General features: G+C 61.4%; 17 protein-coding genes. 10 read left to right on the top strand and 7 right to left on the bottom strand.

The window, feature by feature from the left end; all coding sequences use genetic code 11:
• Positions 1-97 precede the first annotated feature (97 nt).
• Positions 98-586 (top strand): phosphate-starvation-inducible PsiE family protein, encoded by a 489-nt coding sequence (locus tag QK296_RS26575; RefSeq protein ID WP_003188808.1) that lies wholly within the window; start codon positions 98-100, stop codon positions 584-586.
• On the opposite strand, the gene QK296_RS26570 is transcribed toward QK296_RS26575, so the two are convergent.
• The 3 genes from QK296_RS26570 to QK296_RS26560 all read right to left on the bottom strand — a co-directional run bounded on the left by QK296_RS26570 (position 583) and on the right by QK296_RS26560 (position 3,905).
• A complete protein-coding gene (locus QK296_RS26570; RefSeq protein WP_032893434.1) occupies positions 583-900 on the bottom strand; it encodes a DUF3509 domain-containing protein in 318 nt (105 codons plus the stop codon). The two genes, QK296_RS26575 and QK296_RS26570, sit on opposite strands and share 4 nt — an antisense overlap.
• A gap of 277 nt (positions 901-1,177) precedes the next feature.
• Positions 1,178-2,467, bottom strand: coding sequence for a serine/threonine transporter (locus QK296_RS26565; protein WP_282391918.1), 1,290 nt, complete (start codon positions 2,465-2,467; stop codon positions 1,178-1,180).
• A 61-nt stretch (positions 2,468-2,528) separates the two neighbouring features.
• On the bottom strand, positions 2,529-3,905 hold the full coding sequence (locus QK296_RS26560) for an L-serine ammonia-lyase (protein WP_282391916.1): 1,377 nt from the start codon (positions 3,903-3,905) through the stop codon (positions 2,529-2,531).
• 137 nt (positions 3,906-4,042) lie between these two features.
• On the opposite strand from QK296_RS26560, the gene QK296_RS26555 reads away from it, so the two are divergent.
• A complete protein-coding gene (locus QK296_RS26555; RefSeq protein WP_032893426.1) occupies positions 4,043-4,990 on the top strand; it encodes a LysR substrate-binding domain-containing protein in 948 nt (315 codons plus the stop codon).
• A 213-nt stretch (positions 4,991-5,203) separates the two neighbouring features.
• Positions 5,204-5,614, top strand: coding sequence for an HPF/RaiA family ribosome-associated protein (locus tag QK296_RS26550; protein ID WP_003188815.1), 411 nt, complete (start codon positions 5,204-5,206; stop codon positions 5,612-5,614).
• A 56-nt stretch (positions 5,615-5,670) separates the two neighbouring features.
• Here the strand turns inward: QK296_RS26550 and QK296_RS26545 are convergent, their stop codons facing one another.
• A complete protein-coding gene (locus tag QK296_RS26545) occupies positions 5,671-7,182 on the bottom strand; it encodes an MFS transporter (RefSeq protein WP_282391913.1) in 1,512 nt (503 codons plus the stop codon).
• Positions 7,183-7,286: 104 nt separating this feature from the next.
• On the opposite strand from QK296_RS26545, the gene QK296_RS26540 reads away from it, so the two are divergent.
• Positions 7,287-8,159: a LysR family transcriptional regulator gene (locus QK296_RS26540; RefSeq protein ID WP_120248706.1), complete on the top strand. Its 873-nt coding sequence runs from the start codon at positions 7,287-7,289 to the stop codon at positions 8,157-8,159.
• A gap of 132 nt (positions 8,160-8,291) precedes the next feature.
• On the opposite strand, the gene fecA is transcribed toward QK296_RS26540, so the two are convergent.
• The 3 genes from fecA to QK296_RS26525 form a co-directional block, all read right to left on the bottom strand.
• Positions 8,292-10,628: a TonB-dependent Fe(3+) dicitrate receptor FecA gene (gene fecA, locus QK296_RS26535; protein ID WP_003188819.1), complete on the bottom strand. Its 2,337-nt coding sequence runs from the start codon at positions 10,626-10,628 to the stop codon at positions 8,292-8,294.
• A gap of 224 nt (positions 10,629-10,852) precedes the next feature.
• A complete protein-coding gene (locus QK296_RS26530) occupies positions 10,853-11,794 on the bottom strand; it encodes a FecR domain-containing protein (RefSeq protein WP_003188820.1) in 942 nt (313 codons plus the stop codon).
• Positions 11,791-12,279 (bottom strand): sigma-70 family RNA polymerase sigma factor, encoded by a 489-nt coding sequence (locus tag QK296_RS26525; protein ID WP_003188822.1) that lies wholly within the window; start codon positions 12,277-12,279, stop codon positions 11,791-11,793. Before QK296_RS26525 ends, QK296_RS26530 begins: the two co-directional genes overlap by 4 nt.
• A gap of 171 nt (positions 12,280-12,450) precedes the next feature.
• Here QK296_RS26525 and QK296_RS26520 point away from each other — a divergent pair, with 171 nt between their 5' ends.
• The 6 genes from QK296_RS26520 to QK296_RS26495 all read left to right on the top strand — a co-directional run bounded on the left by QK296_RS26520 (position 12,451) and on the right by QK296_RS26495 (position 18,606).
• A complete protein-coding gene (locus QK296_RS26520; RefSeq protein ID WP_003188824.1) occupies positions 12,451-12,753 on the top strand; it encodes a DUF3649 domain-containing protein in 303 nt (100 codons plus the stop codon).
• On the top strand, positions 12,750-14,324 hold the full coding sequence (locus QK296_RS26515) for a PepSY-associated TM helix domain-containing protein (RefSeq protein WP_282391911.1): 1,575 nt from the start codon (positions 12,750-12,752) through the stop codon (positions 14,322-14,324). Before QK296_RS26520 ends, QK296_RS26515 begins: the two co-directional genes overlap by 4 nt.
• Positions 14,324-14,650: a DUF3325 domain-containing protein gene (locus tag QK296_RS26510; protein WP_003188828.1), complete on the top strand. Its 327-nt coding sequence runs from the start codon at positions 14,324-14,326 to the stop codon at positions 14,648-14,650. The genes QK296_RS26515 and QK296_RS26510 overlap by 1 nt, the downstream gene beginning before the upstream one ends.
• 7 nt (positions 14,651-14,657) lie before the next feature.
• Complete coding sequence (locus QK296_RS26505; protein WP_057710988.1) at positions 14,658-15,236, top strand: RNA polymerase sigma factor; 579 nt, start codon at positions 14,658-14,660, stop codon at positions 15,234-15,236.
• On the top strand, positions 15,233-16,210 hold the full coding sequence (locus tag QK296_RS26500; protein WP_032903315.1) for a FecR family protein: 978 nt from the start codon (positions 15,233-15,235) through the stop codon (positions 16,208-16,210). Before QK296_RS26505 ends, QK296_RS26500 begins: the two co-directional genes overlap by 4 nt.
• A 155-nt stretch (positions 16,211-16,365) precedes the next feature.
• Positions 16,366-18,606 carry a TonB-dependent receptor gene (locus tag QK296_RS26495; RefSeq protein WP_020301211.1) on the top strand — a complete coding sequence of 747 codons (2,241 nt, stop codon included), beginning with the start codon at positions 16,366-16,368 and terminating at the stop codon, positions 18,604-18,606.
• Positions 18,607-18,730: the final 124 nt, after the last annotated feature.

Below are 18,730 nucleotides of genomic sequence, written 5' to 3'. Positions count from 1 at the left end.
CATCTTATTCTCCAGCCCTGGCCTTTTTTCTGCATGCAGAACAACCGTCACGTCCACCCCGCATTATCCGGTCGAGCCGACCTAAGGAAGCATCATCGTGAAAATCAACTGGGCCGAAAGGCTGCGTCAGCAAGTACATGGGCTGGCCGAGTCGCTGGGTAATCTGTTTGTCGAGTCGTTCCATTACCTGGCGCTGTTCGCCATTGGTGCGGTGACCGCCTGGGCGGCGGTGATGGAATTCCTGGGGATGCTGGAGAACGGGCACATCAAGATCGATGACATCTTGCTGCTGTTCATCTACCTGGAATTGGGTGCCATGGTCGGGATTTACTTCAAGACCAACCACATGCCGGTGCGCTTCCTGATCTACGTGGCGATCACTGCGCTCACGCGTTTGCTGATCTCCAACGTGTCGCACCACAACCCGCCGGACGTGGGCATCATCTACCTGTGCGGCGGCATTTTGCTGTTGGCATTCGCGATCCTGGTAGTGCGCTACGCGTCGTCGGCCTTCCCTTCGGTGAAGGTCGAAAGCCCGCGTCGCAAGGGCGAGGCGAGCCTGGAGACAGAGAAGGGCGAGCTTTAAAGCCCCACGCTGAAGGGCAGGGTACGGGCGGGCGGGCGCTGCAGGAGTTTGTGGCTGTCGCCGTCCGTCATCAGCTCCAGGATTTGCACGGCGCTGTGGCCCTGTTCGATGGCGATGCCGAACTGGATGCTTTGCACCAGGCGTTTGAGGCGTTGCGGGTCGTTGCGCTGTTCGGCGCTGATCATGCGCTTTGCCACTACGCCGGTCTCGTTCGAGAGGGTGAGCATGATGCTGCCGTCCAGCCGTTGGATGCTCAGGTTGACGCGGTATTGGGGGCTGAACGTGTCGGTGATGATCTGAAAAGGATTGTCCATGGTGCGTTACCGCCTGATAAGAACATGCAGTCATTGACGGCCGGTGTCGGGATTAGTTCGCATTGCCTGACCACTGGCCAAATTCCGTTTTCCTCGAAAGTTCTACAGCAAGGGCCGTGCCGTACAGCGATTTACCCGGCACAGAAATCCAAATGTGGGAGCGGGCTTGCTCGCGAATACGGTGTATCAGCCAACAAATACTTGGCTGAAGGACCGCATTCGCGAGCAAGCCCGCTCCCACATTTTTTGTGCTGCTTTTGGAGATCAGTGAGCTAATTCAGGGCATCACGGAAAAAACGATCGCAGACAGCGCAATCAGCCCGATGACCACCACAAACACATTCGATGCCTGGCCTGAATACTGGCGCAAAGATGGCACTCGGCGGATGGCGTACATTGGCATCAGGAACAGCAGGCACGCGATGATCGGCCCGCCCATGGTTTCGATCATGCCCAGGATGCTCGGGTTGAAGGTGGCCACGGCCCAGCAGGTCAGTACCATGAACAACGCGGTGCAGCGTTCCAGCCATTTCGCCGACATCGAACGGTTGCGCCCACGCAGGGATTTGACGATCAGGCCCTGGAAGCCTTCGCTGGCGCCGATGTAGTGGCCCAGGAAGGATTTGGTGATCGCCACCAGCGCGATCAACGGCGCGGCGTAGGCAATCACCGGCGTCTGGAAGTGGTTGGCCAGGTACGACAGGATCGAGATGTTCTGCGCCTTGGCCGCGGCCAGGTCAGCCGGTGACAGCGCCAGCACGCAGCTGAAGCAGAAGAACATCACCGTCAGCACCATCATGCCGTGGGCGGTGGCCAGGATGCCGCTGCTTTTGCGCTCGGCCTGGGCGCCGTAGACGCGCTTCTGGTCCACGGCAAAGGCGGAGATGATCGGCGAATGGTTGAACGAGAACACCATCACCGGGATGGCCAGCCACAATATCTTGAAGAACAGCGGCAACGGCATGCCTTCGCTGGCGGAGGCGAAGAACGCGCCATTCCAGTTGGGAATCAGGCTGAATGCCAGCAGCAGCAAGGCGGCCACGAAGGGGTACACCAGCACGCTCATGGCCTTGACGATTACGCCCTGGCCGCAACGCACGATGGCCATCAGGCCGAGGATCAGCACCAGCGACAGAATCGCCCGGGGTGGCGGCGCCATGTGCAATTGGTGCTCCATGAAACTGCCCAGGGTGTTGGTCAGCGCCACGCTGTACACCAGCAGAATCGGGAAGATCGCAAAGAAATACAGCAGGGTGATCAGCTTGCCGGCGCCGACACCAAAGTGTTCCTCGACCACTTCGGTGATGTCGCCGGATTTGCCCGACAGCACGAAGCGCGTCAACCCACGGTGGGCGAAGAAGGTCATCGGAAACGCCAGCAGCGCCAGCACGATCAGCGGCCAGAAACCGCCGACACCGGCGTTGATCGGCAGGAACAGGGTGCCCGCGCCGATGGCGGTGCCGTAGAGGCCGAGCATCCAGGTGGTGTCGTGTTTGGTCCAGCCGGTGGTTACTGTGCTTTCTCTGACATCGGGATTTTCGGCAGCAGGTGTACGTACATCAGTCATCGGTATTGCCTCGTTATTATTTTTGCGCGGGCTCACGTTGGGGCGGGTAGCAGTGCTCCGATCAGCACTCCACCCAGCTGACCGCCAGGCCGCCCCGTGAAGTTTCTTTGTATTTGTCATGCATATCGGCGCCGGTATCGCGCATGGTGCGGATGACCCGGTCGAGGGAGATGAAGTGTTTGCCGTCGCCGCGCAGGGCCATCTGCGTGGCGTTGATCGCCTTGACCGCCGCAATGGCATTGCGCTCGATGCACGGCACCTGCACCAGGCCACCGACCGGGTCGCAGGTCAGGCCGAGGTTGTGTTCCAGGCCGATTTCGGCGGCGTTTTCCAATTGCTCCGGGGTGGCACCGAGGATATCGGCCAGGCCGGCAGCAGCCATGGCGCAGGCCGAACCCACTTCGCCCTGGCAGCCGACTTCGGCGCCGGAAATAGAGGCGTTTTTCTTGCAGAGGATGCCGACGGCGGCGGCGGCGAGGAAGAAATTGACCACATCGTCGTCAGACGCGTCGGCGTTGAACTTCATGTAGTAGTGCAGCACGGCGGGGATGATCCCGGCCGCACCATTGGTCGGCGCGGTGACCATGCGCCCGCCGGCGGCGTTTTCTTCGTTGACGGCGAGGGCGAACAGGTTGACCCATTCCATCGCCGACAAGGTCGAGGTGATCACGTTGGGCTTGCCGATTTCCAACAGGCTGCGGTGCAATTTCGCGGCGCGACGCGGCACATCCAGGCCGCCGGGCAGGATGCCTTCATCGCGCAGGCCCTGTTCCACGCATTCGCGCATCACCGACCAGATATGCAGCAGGCCGCTGCGGATCTCTTCGTCGCTGCGCCACGCCCGCTCATTGGCCATCATCAGCTCGGATACCCGCAGGCCGTGCTTGTTGCACAAGGCCAGCAGTTCTACAGCGCTGGAAAAGTCATAGGGCAATTGCACATCGCTGGTCGGCGCAACGCCTGATGCGGCTTCGGCGGCTTCGATGATGAAACCACCGCCCACCGAGTAATAGGTTTGTTCGCTCAGCAGCCCGCTGTCGCCATAGGCGTGCAGGGACATGGCGTTGGGGTGATAGGGCAGGCTTTCGTCCAGCAGCAACAGATCGGTGTGCCAGTTGAAAGCGATTGCCTGGGAGCCTGCCAACATCAATTGGCCGGACTCGCGCAATTGCTGGATACGCGCATTGATCGAGGTGGGGTCGACGCGGTCTGGCCATTCGCCCATCAGGCCCATGACACAGGCGCGGTCGGTGGCATGGCCGACGCCGGTAGCGGACAGCGAGCCATACAGGCGTACTTCGACGCGACGGGTTTGGCTGAGCACATGCTGGTCGGTCAGGGCTTGGGCGAACGTCGCGGCAGCGCGCATCGGGCCGACGGTGTGGGAGCTGGAGGGGCCGATGCCCACCTTGAATAGATCGAAAACACTGATAGCCATGCTAAAGCCTTACAAGCAATGGAGTAGAAATCGCTGCCATGTTTTGTAGAGCAGGCGGAATTGGCGCGATACTGAGCCTATGGCTCGGCACTGACCAACGAATTATCCTAAGACACCCTTTAGCAGGACTAAACGCTATGACTCGCCCCCTCCACGGCCAGACCTATGTCTGGTTGCATGTGTTTTCCTGCGCCGCACGGCATCTGTCGTTCACCCGCTGCGCCGAAGAACTGCACATCACGCCGGGAGCGGTGAGCCAGCAAATTCGCCAGTTGGAGGAGCGCCTGGGCTTCCGGCTGTTTCATCGGCGTGCGCGAGGCGTTGAACTCAGCGCCGAGGGGCAGCGCCTGGCGGCCGTGGTGGGTGAGGCTTATGGCAGCATTGATGCCGAACTGCAGCGCCTGGACGCCGGGATGATCAGCGGCACCTTGCGCCTGCGTTCGATCCCCTCGTTTCTTGGCAAGTGGCTGACCCCGCGTCTACCGCGCTTTCAGCAGCGTTTTCCGGATATTCAACTGCGCATGGTCGCCGAAGACAGCAGCATCGCCCTGCATGAAGGCGACTTCGACTTGGCCATCGACCTCAACGACGGCAGCTACCCAGGGTTGTTATCCACAGCCCTGTTGGATGAACAGATATTCCCGGTGTGCGCCCCCAGCCTGTTGCGTGGCCGCCCGCCTTTGCATGGCCCGGCGGACCTGGCGCATTTCCCGCTGTTGCACGACATCACCGCCTGGCGTGGGAGTTATGAATATGCCGAGTGGGAGTTTTACCTCAATGCCATCGGCTATCACGGTGCCGACGTACGGCGCGGGCACACCTTCAACCGCAACCACCTGACCATCGAAGCCGCCATCGCCGGCATGGGCGTGGCGATTGCCCGGCGCACCTTGCTGAACGATGAACTGGAGCGCGGCACCTTGATCGTGCCGTTCGGCCTGGCGGTGCCCAACCATAAACGCTACGTGCTGCTGTATGCGCCGGGCGCGTTGAACCATCCGGGCGTGCGTGCGGTGCATGATTGGCTGGTGGAGGAAGCAGGGATTTTTCGCGGATTGCACCCGTTGGGAGAGGGGCAATTGTGAGTTTCGCAGGGCGTAAGAAGATGTAACTAACTCCCCACCCTAACAGCGTTTTTGCTCGTCGTCAGGGTTAATTTGTAATGTAGGATTTATCTTTGCAAAGGACTTGAATTGTTTCAGCAGGTGCTCAATTGTGTAATCAAGAGGTCATGGTTTCACCACCCCGGTGTTGCAGTTTGTGACCTCTGGCGAGCTAGCTGAAATAAGGGAAGAACTATGCAAATCCAAGTCAATAGCGATAACCATATTGAAAGCAGCATCCGACTGGAGGAGTGGGTACGTACTACCATTGAGAGCACGCTCGAACGTTATGAAGAAGACCTGACCCGTGTGGAGGTCTACCTGCGGGACGAGAACGGCGACAAGCCCGGCCCTCACGATTTGAGTTGCCGTCTGGAAGCACGGCCAAAGGGCCACCAACCAGTTTCTGTGTGCCATAAAGCCGATACGCTGGAACAGGCGATCGATGGCGCCGCAGTCAAGCTCGACCACGCACTGGAACATCTGTTTGGCAAACTGCAAGGCAAGCCGCGCGCTGCCGGTAAAAACCAGCCAATCAACAAAGTGAATGAAGACGCGTTGGAAGAGGAATTCCTGGAAAACGAGAACGCTGCCATTAACGGCTGATTGTTTTTTCATTCCCCCACTGAAAACGGGCCTGCACATGCAGGCCCGTTTTTCGTTCAGCGCTCGCGCCGGAAGAAATACCGGCTCAGCATCGCCAGCCCGCAGGCGCCCAACCCCGCAAACAGCATGGCCCAGCCGGCGCCGCTGCGCAGCGCTGTTTGCGCATCCTGAATGGTCAGCCCCGGCGCATCCAATTTGCCGGCGGCAATATGCTGGCTGAGGCTTGCCCACTCCAGCGCCGTGCTGGCAGGCAGAACCTGGGCCAGGTAATGGCTGATCCCTAACAACAGCACAAGGCCCATCAGCGCGATATTGAGCGCGAGGGTGATCAGCCGTGCGCTGAAGTCGATGCCCGAGGCCATGCCCGCGCGGTCAGCCGAGACTGAGCCGGTGGTGGTGTTGGTGGTCGGCGAATTGGTCAGCGCCAGCCCGATACCGGCGATCACGCAACTGAGCAGCACCAGCGCCGTGCTGGGTTGTTGGGCGTAATTAACGGCGGCCATCCCCATGAACCCTGCGCCCATTGTCCCCAGGCCCAGGGGAATGATGCGTTCGGCGCCAAAACGCAGGGCCAGGCGTTCGGCCAGCGGCGGCACCAGCAAAGTGGGCAAGGTGTACGCGAGCAATGCGGCGCCGGTGGTCACGGTGTCGTAACCCAGGCCCGCTTGGAAGTACAACGGCAGGTAAATCATGAACGGCCAGAAGCTGAAGTTCATGCCGATCGAGCCCATCAACGCGCCATTGAAGCGTTGGATGCGCAACACCGAGAAGTCGAACATTGGGTGGGCACTGCGCCGCTCAATCCAGATAAACAGCAGCAGCCCGAAGACCGACAGGCCGGCCCAGCCGAGCATCGCCGGGGTGCCAAAGCCGATTTCGCTGCCCTGGGTGATGAAATAGACCAGCGCAAACACCGTGAGTGTCATGGTCAGCATGCCGGCGATGTCGAGGCGATGGCTGGCCGGGTCGCGGGATTCCTGCACGCTGATGTGCAACAACGCCAAGGTGAACAGGGTCAGCGGTACGTGCACCAGGAACACCCAGCGCCAGTCCGTCACGGCCAGGATCAAGGCCCCCACCATCGGCCCGAAACCCAGACCCACGCCAGCGATCACGCCCCATATCGCGAAGGCCCGCGCACGCGTCGCGGGTTCGCGGAATTGGTGGGACAAGATCGCGAACTGGCAAATCATCATTGCTCCGGCGCCGATACCTTGAACAAACCGCGCCACGATCAGCGTGGCGGCGCTGTCGGCCAGCCCACAGGCCAATGAAGCTAGCCCGAACAGCCATAGGCACACCACCAATACGCGCCGACGACCAAAGCGATCCGCCAAGGTGCCCGCCGCCATGAGTACGCTGGTACAGGCCAGGGTGTAGGCATTCATGATCCATTGGGCGTCTTGAAAGCCCGTGCCCAGTTGTTGTTCGAGCGTGGGCAGGATGACTGGCACGCTGGAGATTTCCAGGCCGAACATCAGGGCCACCAGGCAGACGGCTGTGAGGGCCAGGCCGTTCCTGGCGGTACGCGGGGGCGTGAGGGCTGAGAGTGCGGCGGCGCGGGGCATACGACATTCCTTTCGAGAGCGGGAGGGGCTATTCTCTCGGGAACAAGGTTCTTTATTGGCGACAACTTTTCCATCGATAAGGGAACAAAGGGCGACAATTAAGCATGGCTACTCCTCGTTTTGATGGTGTTGAACTCTTTCTGCAGATTGTCGAAAGCGGCAACCTCACCGAAGCCGCCGAACGCCTGAACCTCACCCGCTCGGCGGTAGGCAAGGGCCTGGCGCGCCTGGAGGCACGCTTGGGCACGTGCCTGTTACAGCGTTCCACCCGGCGTCAGCGGTTGACCGAGGACGGGCAGGCGTACTACGAGCATTGCCTGCGCGCATTGGCAGAGTTGGAGGCGGCCGAGTCGGTGCTGGAAAGCGGCCGTCAGCAACCCCGCGGGCGTTTGCGAGTGAGCGTACCCCTGGCGTTTGGTCATCACTATGCCGCGCCAGCGTTGTGGGCCCTGATGGACAGCTATCCGGAACTGGAAATCGACCTTTGTTTTTCCGACCGCATGATCGACTTGGTGCAGGAAGGCTTCGATATCGCTGTGCGCATCGGCCCGTTGCCCGACACCGACCGCCTGAGTGCAAGGCGCCTGGGGCAGCAGGTCATGGGGCTGGCGGCGTCACCGGCGTATTTGCAGCGCAAGGGCGCCATTGAAAGTATCGAAGACCTGGCCGCTCATCGTGGTATCGCCTACCGCAGCAACACCGCGCAGCGCTCACGCCTGGTCTCTCCCCTGATCCTGGACGACCTCCAGGCCGTAGCCGATGCCGCCATCGCGGGCGTGGGCCTGGCCTGGTTGCCGAGTTGGTTGATTGCCCATTACGCACTGCGCGGGCAGTTGCAGGCCGTGCTGCCCAGCTATCGTGAGCAACCTGCACCGATCCATGTGATCTGGCCGACGGCGGCGCATATGCCGGCCAAGACGCGGTGTGCCATTGACGCGTTGGTGGCCGCCACCCCCAGTTGCCTGGCGGGCAGTTAGATCCTGAACACACTGAAAATCATCTGTAGGAGCGAGCTTGCTCGCGAAAAACGTCAACGGCAACGCGTGTTTGCTGAATGAACGCGGCGCCTGTGAGTTTTTCGCGAGCAAGCTCGCTCCTTCAAAATGCGGTCAGAACGCGATAGAGGTTTGCACATACACCGTGCGCGGCTCACCCACGTACTTGCCCTTGTTGTTGTCATCAAACGAGCGGGTGTAGTACTGCTTGTTGAAGATGTTTTTCACCCCCACCGCCACATTCAAGTCCGACAACTGCGGTCCGAAGTCATAGGCTGCGCGGCTGCTGAACAGCATGTAGCCGGGAATACGGCCATTGGCGCCGTCGGCGCTTTCGGCTTGGGTGTTGGCGTTGTCGGCGAACTGGCTGCTCTGGTAGCTGCTGTCCACATTCAGCTTCCATGGGCCTTCGGTGTAACCCACGCCGAGGGTACCTTTGTGCTTGGAGGAGAAAGGCACGCGGTTGCCTTTGTTCGGGCCGTCTTCGCGGATGGTCGCATCCACATAGGCGTAGGTGGCGTACACGTCAAACCCTGCCAGCGCCGGGCTCAGGCCGTCGAGGGCGTAGTTGATGCTCGACTCGATGCCCTGGTGGCGGGTTTCACCGCGGGCGATCACGGTGTCGTTGGTCTGGTTGCTGTCGTACTGGTTGTCGAAGTTGATCAGGAAGGCACCGATTTCCGCACGCAGGTTGCCGTTGTCATAGCGCGTGCCGAGTTCCCAGGTGCGGGCTTTTTCCGGTTTCACTTCGCCGCTGTTCACACGGTTGGGCATCTGGCTGTATTGCACGCTGCCGAACGAGCCTTCGGTGTTGGCGTACAGGTTCCAGTCGTCGGTGAGGTGGTAGAGCACGTTCAGCGCGGGCAGCGCGGTGTTGTAGTCACCCTTGTATTTGACGTTGCTCAGGTTGTTGGTCTGCTGGGACTTGATCATCTCGTAGCGAATGCCTGGGGTGATGGTCCACTTGCCGATGTCGATGCGGTCGTCGATGAAGAACGCATTGGCTTCGGTGCCGCCGCGCGTGTCGCGGTCGTTGCGGCTGTTGGTGGTGGGGATTTGCTGGTTGGCGGCAATCGGTGTGCGGTAGCGCAGTTCGTGGCCGGCTTCATTGATGTAGCGGTAGCCCACACCCACTTCGTGGCTGGTGGGGCCGAGGTCGAAGCCCTGGGCGAAGCGCGTTTCCAGGCCGCGTACCCAATATTCCCGTGGCGACAGCGACAGGAAACTGCCCTGGTCCAGGTAACCGCTGCGCAGGGTCTTTGTGAAGAAACTGTTGATCGTGAATTCGCGGCGGTCCTGCTCGTAGCGGTAGCCGACGTTGAACATCGTGCGGCGGCCCCAGAACTTGTCGTAGGGCCGAGTGGACTGATACGGGTCGGCCTTGTAGTCCTTGACGTTCAAACCGCCCGGCATGTCGGCCTGGCCTTCGTAGTACTGCGCCATGGCGTTGAAGCTGTTGGCGTCGTCCAGTTGGTATTTGCCCTTGAGGATCAGGTCGTCGATGCGCGTGTTGCTGTTTTCGCGCCAATCGCCGCCGCGGGTGCCGGAGTACAAGAGCGCGCCGCCCAGGCCATTGTCGGCGGTGCCGCCCGCCAGCAGGTTGCCGGTGGTCTTGAAGCCGTCGTGGCTGGAGGAGGGGCTGGTCTCGGTCTGCAAACCGCCCTTGACCGTCGGCGCATCCGGGATGGCACGGGTGACGAAGTTGACGATGCCACCGACGTTTTGCGGGCCGTAGCGCACCGCACCGCCGCCGCGTACCACATCCACCGCGTCCATATTGCCCATGCTGATCGGCGCGAAGGAGAGTTGCGGCTGGCCGTAAGGCGCGAAGGGCACCGGGATGCCATCCATCAGCACGGTGGAGCGCGACGCCAGGCGCGGGTTGAGCCCGCGAATACCGAAGTTCAGCGCCATGTCGTGGCTACCGGTGCCGTTGTTGTCCGGGGCGTTGACGCCAGGGATGCGGTTAAGCACATCGCGGGCCTGGGTGGCGCCCTGGCGTTCGAATTCTTCACGGCGGATCACATCTCGGGCGCCGGGGTGTTCGAACACGTTGGTTTGCGCCGCGTCACCGAGCCAGTCGCCGACCACGTTGGAGGTCTGCAACTCCAGGGTAGCGGGGGCGCCCGCTGGTTGCAGGCTGTAGGCGTTATCACCCTCTGCGCGGGCTTGCAGGCCGGTGCCTTCCAGTAGTTTTTGCAAGCCCTCGGCAGCGCTGTAATTGCCCGACAGCCCTGGGCTTTGCATACCGGCCGTCACTGCCGAACCGAAGGACACCAGCACGCCGGCTTCGCGACCGAATTGATTCAGGGCCGCTTCCAGGGTGGTCGGCGCGATGTGGTACGCCTTGGCGTCGGCTGCCATCACCGCCGGCAGTGCGGTCAGGCTGAGGCTGGCACCGAGCAGGAGTTGGCGCAGGGTACGGGCGAGAAGCGTCGGTTGCTGGGGCATGAAGGGCGGTCCTGAGAAGGAAGGATCAAGGGGGGGCTTTCCTTCTCTGTCACGCCAGGTGCGGAAAACGGCTCACAATTGCGTATAAATATTTTTGAATGCGCTTCCCACTGTAGGAGCGAGCTTGCTCGCGAAAGTCGTCAACGATAATGCGGGTTGTCTGGTTTAACGCGGTGGGTTGAGGTTTTTCGCGAGCAAGCTCGCTCCTACAAAAAGCGCTTGCATCACGCACGTGCCTGCACGGTCACCCAATAACGCGTAAAACGCCGCACTTTCACCGGCAGGCTGATTTCCAGCAGGTCGAGGATGCGTTCGCTGTCGTCCAGCGGGTAGCTGCCGGACAGCAGCAGGTTGGCCACTTGTGGATCGCAATGGAGCTGGCCGCGACGATAGCGCCCCAGTTCACTCAAGAAGTCTTCCAGGCGCATATGTGCGGCCACCAGCATGCCGTCGGCCCAGGCGCCGCTGTTGGCGTCGGTGGCGCGCGGGGTGTCCCAGCCTTTGCGGGTGAAATTGACCTGGTGCGCGGCATCAACGCTCAGCGCCAAGCCGTTGTAGCGGTTGGGCATCACCTCGACCTGGCCGGCCAGCACCGCCAGTTGGGTGTGGTCGTTGAACTGGCGCACAGTCAAGCGCGCCGCCTGGCTGCTGAGCAGGCCCTGGCCGGTCAGCACGTGCAACGGCGCCTGGCCTGCACGGGCAGTGAGCAGGATTTCACCTTCAAGCAGGCGCACCAGGCGCTGCTGGCCGTCGAAATGCACATCCACAGCGCTGCCGGTGTTGAGCTGCAACTGGCTGCCGTCGGCCAGTTGCACCGTGCGGCGTTGGCCCACCGGGCTGCGATAGTCAGCCGTCAGCGGCGGCAGGATATGTTGCTGGCGCAGGCTCCAGGCAGCGGCTGAACCGGCACCCAGAATCAGCAGCAACTTAAGCGCCTGGCGCCGGTTGCTGGAGGTGGGGGCATTCAACGCGGCGTGAGCCAGGGGCGAGGGCACGCCGCGCAGGCGTTGGTTGACGCGCTGGATCTGCTCCCACGCGCGTTGGTGTTCGATGTGAGCATTCAACCATTGCTGCCAGGCCGCCTGCTGGCGCGGGTTGAGCGCGCCTTGCTGCATTTCCAGCAACCAGTGCACGGCTTGTTCGGCGACTTGGCTGGAGACGTTCATAGGGCGAAGTAGCAGCGCATGGCCGCTTTGGTCAGGTGGCGTTTGACGGTGGCGATGGAGATGCCCAGTTGCGCGCCGATTTGCGCGTAGGTCAGGCCATCGAGTTGGGCCAGCAGGAAGGCGCGTTTGACCTGCTTAGGCAAGCCGTCGAGCAGTTGGTCCAGTTCCAGCAAGGTTTGCAGGATGATCGCGCGGTCTTCTTCCGACGGCGCCACGTGTTCGGGCATCTGCGCCAAGGCCTCAAGGTAGGCGCGCTCCAGGTCCTGGCGGCGGTAGAAGTTGAACAGCACACGCTTGGCCACGGTGGTGAGGAAGGCGCGCGGCTCGATCAGCGTTGGCGCTTCCCGGGCACTGAGCACGCGGATGAAGGTGTCCTGCGCCAGGTCGGCCGCGTTGTCCGGGCAGCCGAGCTTGCGCCGCAACCAGCCGGTAAGCCAGTGGTGATGGTCGTTGTACAACACTTCGACGGGATTGGACGGCTGCAACGCGATCACTCCGCAAGCATTCGACATGCTTTAGAGAACAAGAATTGTTCGCATTGTAGGGCCCGTGACCGGGTTCGGCAATCGGGCAGGGCAGGTGATTCATCCGTTCTCTTTTGCTTATGAGAATATTTATCATTAATATTGCGCGCTGATGAACCAGGCGCCTGCCGCATGAAAAGCAAAACCTCATTGCCCGTTTCCTACCGCCTTGCCGTCACCTCGCGCGTGCTGGCGGCGGTGATTGGTGGTTACCTGATGGCCTCCCTGGCCGCCATTTGCCTGGCGCTGTGGCTGCCCACTACCCGTGCCGATGCGGTGGTTACCGGCATGATGAGTTCCTTTGTGTTCTACCTGCTGGCGGTGCTCTGGTGTTTTGCCTGCCGCACGGCATGGCGCGCCTGGGCAGGGGTGATGGTGCCGAGTGCGCTGTTTGCCACCCTGGCCGGCATTGGTTTCTGGATGGCTCGCACATGAAAGAGGGCTTTCGCCAGGCCATGGCCTGGCTGCACACCTGGGCAGGCTTGATCTTCGGTTGGCTGCTGTTCGCGATTTTCCTGACCGGCACCCTGGCCTATTTCAAAGACGAAATTACCCATTGGATGCAGCCCGAAGTGCAGGCCCATCCCCTGGACGATGGGCGCAGCCTCGCCGTCGCGCAAAGCTACCTGCAACAGCAGGCACCCACCGCCGCGCGCTGGTTCATTACCTTGCCGACCCGCCGCGACCCCGGCCTATCGGTGATGTGGCAAGACAAGCTCGAGCCCGGCAAGCGCGGCACCTTCATCCAGAAAGTCCTCGACCCCGTCACCGGCCAAGCGGTGCAGGCCCGCGAAAGCAAGGGCGGCGAGTTCTTCTATCGTTTCCACTTCCAGCTGCAAATGCCTTACCCGTGGGGCCGCTGGCTGTCGACCATCGCCGCCATGGTGATGTTCGTCGCGCTGATCACCGGCATCATCACCCACAAGAAAATCTTCAAGGACTTCTTCACCTTCCGCCCCCGCAAAGGCCAGCGCTCCTGGCTGGACGGGCACAACGCGGTGGGTGTGCTGGTGCTGCCGTTTCACCTGATGATCACCTACAGCAGCCTGGTGATTTTCATGAGCATGGTCATGCCCGCGCCCATCGTGGCGTCCTATGGCGACGACAGCCGGGCGTTTTTCAATGAGCTGTTTCCCAACACCAACAATGCGCCGGCCCTTGGCCAGCCAGGGCAGTTGCTGCCGTTATTGCCGCTGTACCAGCAGGCGCGGGAGCAGTGGGCGGGTGGTCATGTAGGGCGGGTGGCGGTCAACAACCCCGGCGATGCCAACGCCTCGGTCAATGTGTTCCGCGCCGGCTCCGACAGCGTAGTGCATGCCTCCGGCAGTACCCTGTCGTTCAACGGCACTACCGGCGAGCTGTTGCGAGGCAGTGCCGAGCCGTCATTGGCGACGGCCATCGGTGGCAGTTTCTACGGTTTGCACATGGGCCATTTCGCCGGCCCAGTGCTGCGCTGGCTGTACTTTATTTGCGGCCTGGCGGGCACGGCGATGATCGGTACGGGCTTGGTGATCTGGCTGGGCAAGCGCCAGCTCAAACATGCCAAAGCCTCGGTCATGCCCTTTGAACTGCGCCTGGTGGAGGTGTTGAATATCGCCAGCATGTCCGGATTGATGATCGCCATCGCGGCGTTTTTCTGGGCCAACCGCCTGTTGCCGGTAAGCTTCGCTGCGCGTTCCGACTGGGAAGTGCAGGCGTTCTTTATCGCCTGGGCCCTGAGCCTGTTGCACGCCTTGCTGCGGCGCGGTCGCCAGGGCTGGGTCGAGCAACTGAGCTTCGGCGCGCTGTTGTTTGCCGCCATTCCATTGCTTAACGCCATCACCACCGCGCACCACTTGGGCGTCTCCGTGCCAAACGGCGACTGGGCCATGGCCGGCTTCGACCTCACCTGCCTGGCCAGCGGCATGTTCCTGGCCTGGGCGGCGTGGAAGATGCACCACCGCACCGCGCCGCAACCCAAGGCTGAGCGTGCCCGCGGGTTGACACTCAAGCAGCAGGCCCACTGATGCTCCTCGCGCTATTGATGTGCTACGCCGGGTTTACCGCGCTGTGTTTGTCCACCGACCGTCACCACGGCGAATTGCTGCACTGCAAACCCACGCCCACGCGGCGCCTGGCGCTGCGGGTGGGCGGCTGGTTGCTGCTGGCCGTGTCGATCTGGCCGGCCGTGCTTGGTGCTGGTTGGGGCCAGGGCCTGGTGGAGTGGTGCGCGGTGTTGATGCTCAGCGCCTTGCTGCTGGTGTTGCTGCTGCCGTATCGGCCAAGGCTGGCCTTGATCCTGGCGGGCCTCGGCCTGTTGGCCAGCCCTGTTGCGGCGTTCGCCCTATCTTGAGTCGGCCATGAGGATCAACCCACCGCCGCAACCCCAGGACAATCCGCATGCGGAGGCGGCCGGTGGGCGCGCGCATTTTTTGCAGGTGTTTTTGTCCCAGCGCTCGCAAATGGAGGCGTTGGTCAGCCGTCGCGTCGGGTGCCGCGCCACGGCAGCCGACCTGGTGCAGGATTTGTTCCTGCGCTTTTGGCGTCGCCCGCTGGTGCAGGTTGAAGAGCTGAGCACCTACCTGCTGCGCTGCGCCGGCAACATCGCCATCGACCACCTGCGCAGCGAAGGCGCGCGAGCACGCAGCAGCGAAGGCTGGCTGCCGGAACAATCTGACCACCAAGGCTGCGAACCCCAGGCAGCGTTGGAGGCGGGCAATGATCTGCGCCATGTGGAAGCCGCCTTGCGCAGCTTGCCCGAGCGCACCCGCCAGATTTTCCTGCTTAACCGCATCCACGGCCGCAAATACGCCGAAATCGCCAAGGCCATGGGCCTGTCCCAAAGCGCCGTGGAAAAACATATGATGCGCGCCCTCGAAGCCTGCAAGGCCAGCCTTCGCGAAGCACCGCCTCCACGCATGCCAGGGAAAGCCCCGTGAACCTCACGCCCACGCCCGCCCAGGAACAGGCCGCACTCGATTGGTTGTGCCTGCTGCATGACCAGCCCAGCAGCGGCGACCAGGCCACGTTCAGCCGCTGGTTACGTGCAGATCCCGCACACGTCGAGGCCTACTCCCAAGCCCAGGTGCTCTGGGAATTAAGCGAAGTACCGGCGCGCCAACTGGCCGATGAGGACGCGCTCGCCTTGCAGCGCTACCTCAATACGATCAACGCCTCCAAACGCTCCCGGGTAGCGCGTTGGTCTGGTGCCTTGGCCGTTGCCGCCTGCCTGCTGCTGATGGTGTCGATGGGCGCCGGTTGGCAGCCGTCACGCTGGGTCGATGAGTGGGGCGCCGATTATGTGACGGCGCCGGGTGAGGTAAAGACCTTCACCCTGGCCGATCAATCCAAGGTCACCCTCGACGCCGACAGCGCCATCTCTGTAGATTTCAGCCAGGGCGAACGGCACATCCAATTGCGCCGTGGTGCAGGTTTTTTCAGTGTGACCCACACCGGCCAACCCTTCGTGGTGGAGGCGAGCGGCGGTGAAACGCGGGTAATGGGAACGCAGTTTGAAGTGCGCCTGCAACCTGACGGCGCCGAGGTCACTGTGCTGTCCGGCCGTGTGGGCGTGACGCCCTCCAAACAGGGCCAGCAACAGGTGCTGACAGCGGGCCAGCAAGTGGCCTATGCCGACGGTATTGCCGACCCTTTGCATGGGGTCGACAGCGCCTCACGCCTGGCCTGGCGCGAAGGTTGGCTCAACTACTACAGGGCACCCCTGGCCGATGTGGTCCAGGACCTGAGGCGTTATTACCCCGGCCGAATTCTTCTGCTTAACGAGAATATGGCCGCCAAACGCGTCAGCGGCAGCTTTCCGAGCCAGGACCCTGTAGCGGTCTTGAACGCCTTGCAAGCGGTGTTGGGCTTTGAACAGCACACCTTGTTGGGCCGAATGATTGTGTTGCGCTAGGCCCGCAGCGCCTTCATCGAACCTTCATCGCAATCGCCACAACCTGTCACCAAACGGTTACACGTGCCGTGGATCATCCCTGGGTTCCTGAACAAGTGGTCAGGAAGCTCGCATCTGCCCCATACAACACAACAATGTCAGTAAGGGATCTACACGTGAACCACAACACTCTTTATGCCCTGCTCCTCGCATCGGGCCTGGGCGGCTTTGCGCCGCTGGTTTTGGCCGATGATGCCCAGGATGTAGGCTCGGTGAACATCGCCGGCAAGCAAACCCTTGGCAGCGGCCACATGATTCTCGAAGAAAGTGCCAAGGCACGCTCGACGGTGACCAAGCAAGCCATGGACGAAATGTCGGCCACCGCCAACGCCATCGACAAGCTCAAGTACACGCCGGGCATCAACGTTTCCAGTGATGACGCCAGCGGCACCAGTGGCACCAGTTTTACCATGCGGGGCATGAGTTCCGACCAGGTCGGCGTCTCGGTGGACGGCGTGCCGATCAACGATTCGGGCAACTACAGTGTGTACTCCAATCAGTTAGGCGACCCGGAAAACCTGGCCGAAGTGTTCGCCACCCAAGGTTCCTCCGAGGCCGACGGCCCGCACATCGGCTCCAGCGGCGGCAACATTGGCATGATCACCATCCGCCCGACCAAGGACGCCGGAGTTTTCGCCAAACAGATCGTCGGTGCCAACGCCCTGCGCAAGACCTTCGTGCGAGCGAACACCGGGGATGTGGGGGGCCTGAAAACCTGGGTGTCGGCATCCCACCTGGAAGGTGACAAATGGCGCGGCAAGGGCACTCTGCGCAGCGACAAGATCGAGTGGAGCAGCCTGTTCGAAGGGGATAACGGCAACTCCACATTGGCCACGATCAAGTACAACAAGCAGGAAAACTACAACTACAACAGCCTTAGCAAGGCGCAGTTCGACACCGAAGGACGGCGTAAGGATTACGCGCAAAGCCCGGTGTACAAGGCTGGTTTGCTGTCGGCGTCCTACAAGCTCAACCGCAACCCGTTCGAAAGCGTCAACGCCACGCTGACCCAGCGCTGGCAACTGCAGGACAATTTGTCGCTGACGCTCACGCCGTATTACTACTGGGCCAACGGTGGCAGCTTCAGCGGCCAGACGGCTTCCAACCTGGGGCCAAAGTCCGACAAGGCCGGCAACTACGACCTGAGTAACCTGCAATCGGCCAACTATTACCGCCCTTCGTGGACCGAAACCTGGCGCCCTGGCTTCACGGCGAAAATGAAGTGGGACATCAACGAAGAACACAGCCTGGACTATGGCTACTGGTACGAACGCGCACGCCAGCGCCAGACCCAGCCCTTTATCGGCATTAACAACGAAGGTGCCCCCGACGATGTGTGGGGCGACTACAACAGCGGCGGCCAGGTGGTCGACAAAAACGGCGCTACGGTCCAGGGCCGCCACTACTACACCGTCACTCCCGCGCAGAAGCTCTGGGTACAGGACAACTGGCAAGCCACACCGGACCTGAGTTTTGTTGGCGGCGTGGCCTATCAATATGTCGAGCGTGACGGCAACAACCTCGGCAGCCTGTACGACACACCGGAGAAGCGTAACACCCGCTACCACCAGTTCCTGCCCAACTTCAGCGCCAAGTACCAGGTCGATGAAAGCAACCAGGCGTTCTACAACGTCACCCGCAATATGCGCACGCCGCCCAACTACGTGCTGTACAACAAGGGCGACTCCGTCAGCCTCAAGTCCGAGTTGAGCTGGAACCAGGAACTGGGCTGGCGCTACACCGAAGACGATATGGCCTTGAGTGCGACCCTGTTCTACATCAGCTTCAAGGATCGCCAGGTCTCGACCACCGACGCCAGCGGTGACTACATGGTGCTCAACGTCGGCACTGTCGATAACAAAGGCCTGGAGCTGGAATGGAGCGGCCTGTTGCCGCACAACTTCAACTACTACGCGTCCTATACCTACACCCAATCCGAACAGAAGGATGACTTGCTCAGCAAGAACGTCCTGTTGCCGACGTCGGGCAAGCAATTGGCCAACGTGCCGGAAAACATGTTCAACCTGGTGTTCGGGTATGACGACTCGCGGTTCTACGGCAACATTGCGGGCAAATATGTCGGCAGCTTCTATGGCGATTTGACCAACAAGGAGAAGATTGAAGGCCGTACGGTGTTCGACCTGAACGCGGGTATTTATTTGCCGGTGGATAAGAAGGTCATCAAGTCGGCCGCGCTGCGGTTTTCGATGCTCAACGTGTTCGACAAGGAGTACTTGAGCTCGGCGCGTACCGTGGCGTTCAACTCGGCGCCGGTGAACGGATTGGGGGCGAGCACGGCGTATTACAACGTGGGTGAAGAGCGTACGGCGATGGTGTCGCTGGAAGCCAACTTCTAAGCCCAGCCCAAAGCCCAATGTGCAGAGCTGACTTGTGTGGGAGCTGGCTTGCCTGCGATAGCCATAGGCATCTACACAATTTTGTAGGTTGTAGCAGCCAACGGTAACCACGATGCGAAGCGAG

It is taken from the genome of Pseudomonas sp. AL10, from assembly GCF_029960685.1.
Taxonomy (GTDB): domain Bacteria; phylum Pseudomonadota; class Gammaproteobacteria; order Pseudomonadales; family Pseudomonadaceae; genus Aquipseudomonas; species Aquipseudomonas lactis.
Note: the sequence above shows the minus strand (reverse complement) of the source record. Positions and strands in the feature narration are given on the sequence as shown.